The organism is Streptomyces sp. SBT349, from assembly GCF_001083795.1.
Lineage (GTDB): Bacteria > Actinomycetota > Actinomycetes > Streptomycetales > Streptomycetaceae > Streptomyces.
Genome location: NZ_LAVK01000434.1, coordinates 1 through 5328 on the forward strand (window position 1 = coordinate 1; position 5328 = coordinate 5328).

The 5328-nt window shown below is 74.4% G+C and carries 3 protein-coding genes; all 3 read left to right on the forward strand.

The genetic code is table 11. The features are described 5' to 3' along the window. A partial coding sequence (locus ADY01_RS32105; protein WP_049580257.1) for an alpha/beta hydrolase occupies positions 1–883 on the forward strand: 883 nt, incomplete at its 5' end. A 117-nt stretch (positions 884–1000) separates the two neighbouring features. Continuing rightward, positions 1001–2707 carry an ABC transporter transmembrane domain-containing protein gene (locus ADY01_RS32110; protein ID WP_049580258.1) on the forward strand — a complete coding sequence of 569 codons (1707 nt, stop codon included), beginning with the start codon at positions 1001–1003 and terminating at the stop codon, positions 2705–2707. Further along, positions 2704–4473: an ABC transporter ATP-binding protein gene (locus ADY01_RS32115; protein ID WP_049580259.1), complete on the forward strand. Its 1770-nt coding sequence runs from the start codon at positions 2704–2706 to the stop codon at positions 4471–4473. The genes ADY01_RS32110 and ADY01_RS32115 overlap by 4 nt, the downstream gene beginning before the upstream one ends. Positions 4474–5328 lie beyond the last annotated feature (855 nt).

A 5328-nucleotide genomic window follows, 5' to 3' on the forward strand; every position in this document is an offset into this window, starting at 1 on the left:
CCGCCTGGTCGAAGTGACCCTCGACTCGCCCGCGTTGGGCGCCGAACAGGCCGTCGCGCTCCTCACCCCGCGAGGCTGGCACCGGCGGCGGCCGGGCGACACCTGGCCGGTGCTCTACCTCCTCCCCGGCGGCGACGGCGACCACCGGATCTGGGTGGACCAGCACGGGGTCGCCGAGATCGAGGAACTGCGCGACACCCTCGTCGTCATGCCGGGCATGCCGCTCTTCGGCTTCCACACCGACTGGTGGAACCACGGCGCGGGCGGCCCGCCCGCCGTGGAGACCTTCACCCTGCGCGAGGTGCTGCCGCTGATGGAACGGGAGTACGGCGCCTCCACCCGGCGGGCGATCGGGGGAGACTCGCAGGGCGGGTTCGGCGCCCTCTCCCACGCCGCGCGCAACCCCGGCATGTTCCGCGCCGTCGCCTCCTACAGCGGCGCGGTCCACCCGCTGGCGCACGCCGGATTCTGGCTCTCCGGGGCACGGTACGTCGGCGTCGACGGCACGGCGATCTTCGGCGACCCGGTCGCCCAGCGGGACAACTGGGAGGCCCGCGACCCCTTTCACCTGGCCGAGCGCTTCGGCGAGACCCCCGTCCACCTCTCCGCCGGGGACGGCACCGCCGGGCTCCTCGACGGGCCGGACCCCGAGCCCGACCCGTTCATCCCCGGCACCGAGGAGTGGGTGGCCGGGATGCCGGACGACGTCATCTCTCCCACCGAGGCCATCGCCGGGCGCGAGGCCCGTGCCCTCGCCGACCGGCTGATCACCCTCGGCACGCCCGTCACCGCGCACTTCTACCCGGGCACCCACGGCGGAACATACGGGAGGCGCGAACTGCGCGCCTCCCTGCCGCTGCTGCTGGGCGCCCTCCACCCGTGACACCTGTCCCGACCCCGATCACTTAGGCTAGCCTCACCTAAGCCGTGGGTGGGAAGCGGCGTGCCGCGAGCGGGTCGCCGCCCGCGGGAGGTCGTCGCGACGGGGTTCGGAGGAGCGGTGCGAGAGGGCAGGCCGACGGGGCGCAGCGTGCTCAGGGACTCCATAGCCGGTCAGTGGCGCCGACTCGCGGTCGGCGCCGTCCTGGGGGCCGGGCACCAGGCGGGCGAGGCGCTGGTGCCCGTGCTCATCGGCGTCGTCATCGACCGCGCCGTCGACGGCGGCGACGGCCGGGCGCTGTTGCGCTGGCTGGCCCTGCTGGCCGTCGTCTACGTGGCGCTCTCCTACAGCTTCCGCTGGGGCGCGAGGGCCAGGGAGGACGCCTCCCTCGACGCGGGCCACGCGCTGCGCCTTCACCTCGTCGGCCGCGTTCTCCACCCCCACGGCGGCGCCGAACGCGGCCGTCTGCCCGGCGCCCTCACCTCCGTCGCCACCGAGGACACCCGCCGCGTCGGCACGGTCGGCAGCGCCCTGGTGCTCGGCTTCTCCGTGCTCACCGGCCTCCTCGTCGGCGCGGTCGCGCTGCTGCGGATCTCCCTGACGCTCGGGCTGCTCGTCCTCCTCGGCACGCCCCTGCTCCTCTGGCTCGGGCACCTGCTGAGCAAGCCGCTGGAACGCCACAGCGCCGCCGAACAGGAACGCGCCGCGCACGCCTCGGGCGTCGCCGCCGACCTCGTGGCCGGGCTGCGGGTCCTCAAGGGCATCGGCGCCGTGCCCGCGGCCGTCGCCCGCTACCGGCGCGGCAGCCGCGACGCACTGACCGCCACCCTGCGCTCCACGCGTGCCGAGGCGTGGCAGACCGGCATGACCACCGGCCTCACCGGCGTGTTCATCGCCGCCGTCGCGCTCATCGGCGGACGGCTCGGCGTCCAAGGGGACATCACACTCGGCGAGTTGGTCTCCGCCGTGGGGCTCGCGCTGTTCCTGCTCGGCCCGTTGGGCGGACTCGCCTGGGTCAACGCCGAACTCGCCCAGGGCCGCGCCTCGGCCGCCCGCGTCGCCGCCGTCCTCGCCGCCCCCACGGCCACCCACTCCGCCGGGGACGCCGCCCCCGACGGAGCCGTCCCCGGCGTCCTGCGCCTGCGCGGCGTCGCCGGAGAAGGGCTGCGCCACATCGACCTGGAGGCCGCGCCCGGCGAACTGCTGGGCGTCGCCGTCACCGACCCCGCCCACGCCATCGCCCTGATGCGTTGCCTCGGCCGCGACACCGACCCCACCGCCGGAGTCGCCGAGCTCGACGGCACCCCGCTCACCCGCCTCGACCCGGCCGCGCTCCGCGCCACCGTGCTCGTCGCCGCCCACGACGCCGACCTCTTCAGCGGCACCGTCGCCGGGAACGTGGCCGCGGGCGCCCCCGAGGGCGCCGACCTCGCTCCCGCCCTGGCCGCCGCAGGCGCCGACGACATGGTCCGCTCCCTGCCCGCGGGCCTCGACACAGCCGTCAGCGAACGCGGCCGGTCCCTCTCCGGCGGCCAGCGCCAACGCGTCGCCCTCGCCCGCGCGTTGGCCGCCGATCCACCGATCCTCGTCCTCCACGACCCCACCACCGCCATCGACGCCGTCACCGAGGCCCGCATCGCCGCCGGGCTGCGCCACCTGAGGACCGCGCGCGGCGACCGCACCACCGTTCTGATCACCACCAGCCCCGCGCTGCTCGCCGTCAGCGACCGCGTGGTCCTCGTCGACGGAGGCCGCACCGTGGACACCGCCCCCCACCACGTCCTCGCGGGCCGCCACCCCGCCTACCGAACGGCGGTGCTGTCATGACCGGTGAGGAACGAGAGCTGCTGCCCGTCGCCACCGCCCCCCGCACCCGCGCCGCCGTCCGCGAACTCCTCCGGCCCCACCGCGGGTTGGCCCTGGCCGCCGCCGCCACCATGGCCGGCGCCACCGCCGTCGGGCTGCTCACCCAGCCCCTTCTCGGCCACATCGTCGACCTCGTCGCCGACCGCCGCGCCGCCACGGCGCTCACCGTTCCCGTCCTGCTGCTCGCCGTCGTCGCCCTCGTCCAGGGCACCGGCACCGCCCTCGGCCTCTCCCTCTTCTCCCGCCTGGGCGAGACCGCGCTCGCCGGACTCCGCGAACGCTTCCTCGAACGCGCCCTGCGCCTCCCGCTGGACCAGGTCGAGAAGGCGGGCTCGGGCGACCTCACCTCCCGCGTCACCGCCGATGTCACCACCGTCGCCCAAGCCGTCCGCAACGCCCTTCCCGAGCTGGCCCGTTCACTCCTCACCATCGTCCTGACCCTCGGCGCCCTCGCACTCCTCGACTGGCGATTCCTGCTCGCCGCACTCGTCGCCGTGCCCGTCCAGGCGCACACCGCCCGCTGGTACGTCCGCCGCGCCGTCCCCCTCTACGCCGAGCAGCGCATCGTCACCGGCACGCAGCAGCAGCAACTCCTCGACACCATCGGCGGCGCCGCCACCGTCCGCGCCTTCCGCCTCGAAGAACGTCACCAGGCCGAGGTCGCACGCCGCTCCGGCGCCGCCGTCGGCGTGACCAAGCGCGGCGTGCGCCTGCTCCTCAGCTTCTACGCCCGCCTGCACATCGCCGAGTACGCCGGGCTCGCCGCCGTGCTGGGCGCGGGCTTCCTGCTCGTCCGCCACGGATCCGTCTCCATCGGCACCGCCACGGCCGCCGCCCTGTACTTCCACAGCCTGTTCAACCCGGTCAACGCCGCCCTCGTCCTCATGGACGACGCGCAGTCCGCCCTCGCCGGGCTGGCCCGTCTCGTCGGCGTCGCGGACCTGGCACCCGCGCCGGGGGACGCGCCGGGCGATCCGGCGGGCGCAGAGGAACGGGCTCCCCTCCCGGCCTCGCCCGCAGCCGTCCGGGTCACCGGCGTCACCTACGCCTACGACCCGGGCAACCCCGTCCTCCACGGCCTCGACCTCGTCCTCCACCCGGGCGAACGCGTCGCGCTCGTCGGCGCCAGCGGCGCGGGCAAGACCACGCTCGCCAAGCTGATCGCCGGAATCCACCCGCCCACCGGCGGCACTGTCACCACCGGGGGCGCGGTCGGCCTGGTCACCCAGGAGGTGCACGTCTTCGCCGGGCCGCTCGCCGAGGACCTGCTGCTCGCGCGGCCGGGCGCGCCCGAGTCCGCACTGCGCGCGGCGCTCGCGAGGGTCGGCGCCCTGGACTGGGCCGAGGCGCTGCCCGAGGGCCTGGCGACCGTCGTCGGCGAGGGCGGCCACCGCCTCACCGCGACCCAGGCCCAGCAACTCGCCCTGGCCCGCCTGGTGCTGGCCGATCCACCGGTCGCCGTGCTGGACGAGGCCACCGCCGAGGCGGGCAGCACCGGCGCCCGCGCCCTGGAACGCTCGGCGGACCGCGCCCTCGAAGGTCGCACGGCACTGATCGTCGCGCACCGGCTCAGCCAGGCCCGTTCCGCCGACCGCATCGTGGTCATGGACGGCGGGCACGTCGTCGAGACCGGCACCCACGAGGAACTCTCCCGGGCGGGCGGGGTCTACGCCGAGCTGTGGGACGCCTGGTCCAGCTCGCGTGCCGTTGCTCGGGCAGGTTGGTGACACGTGTGGTGGGTGGGGCGGCTTCTACGCCTGGCTTAGGTGGCGCGGGCTTGGCCGGGTGTCTGTTTCGTGCGGATGCACGAAAAGAGGCACCTACGGGGGGAGGGTTCGTGGGTGTTCGCCGTCCCGGTGACCGGCCGGTTTGTCGGGTGGAAGAGGTGGGTGTCCGAACGGGCGCAGCGGATGACGGCCGTTGGGGGTCGGTCTGTTCGCTGTGGCTGGGGTGGCGCGCAGCTGCTGCCGCCTCTGTGTGCCCTTGTTGGTCATCCCCGGGGCCGGTGGGGGTCGTTGCCCAACCGGGCCGTGGTGGCGGTGCGCGGTCGTCTGCCCTATTGGGCATCTGGAGGTGGGGACTGTTCTGAAACGCGAAACACTTCGTTTTAAACAGAGTGTTGAAAACAAAGCGTGCGCCGTTTGAAAACAGTCCCCACCCTCCGATGCCCGATAGGGCAACGAACCCACCGGCCCGCTACATAAGCCCAGGCGGCGCGCGGGCAACGACGAATACGTGCGGCCAGAGCAGGCCCGAAGGGTGCGCGCCACCCCAGCCACAGCGAACAGACCGGCCCAAGACCAGAGTCATCCGCTGCGCCCGTCCGGACACCCACCTCATCCAAGAGACCACTGGCCGGTCACCGGGACGACCCCGACCCACGAACCCTCCCCCCGTAGGTGCCTCTTTTCGTGCATCCGCACGAACCCGACACCCGGCCAAGCCCGCGCCACCTAATACTGCAACCGCATCTGGGGGTTGTGGCCTCGGCGTTTGTAGTGGGAGGTGCGGGCTCGGGCCTGGCTGCGTCTGCGGAAGCGTGACCAGTGGAGATGGTGCTCGTTGGTGTGGTGGCGGGGTGT

Coding starts and splice junctions, on each gene's coding strand:
- ADY01_RS32115 (WP_049580259.1), top strand. CDS start 2,704: ATGACCGGTGAGGAACGAGAGCTGCTGCCCGTCGCCACCGCCCCCCGC.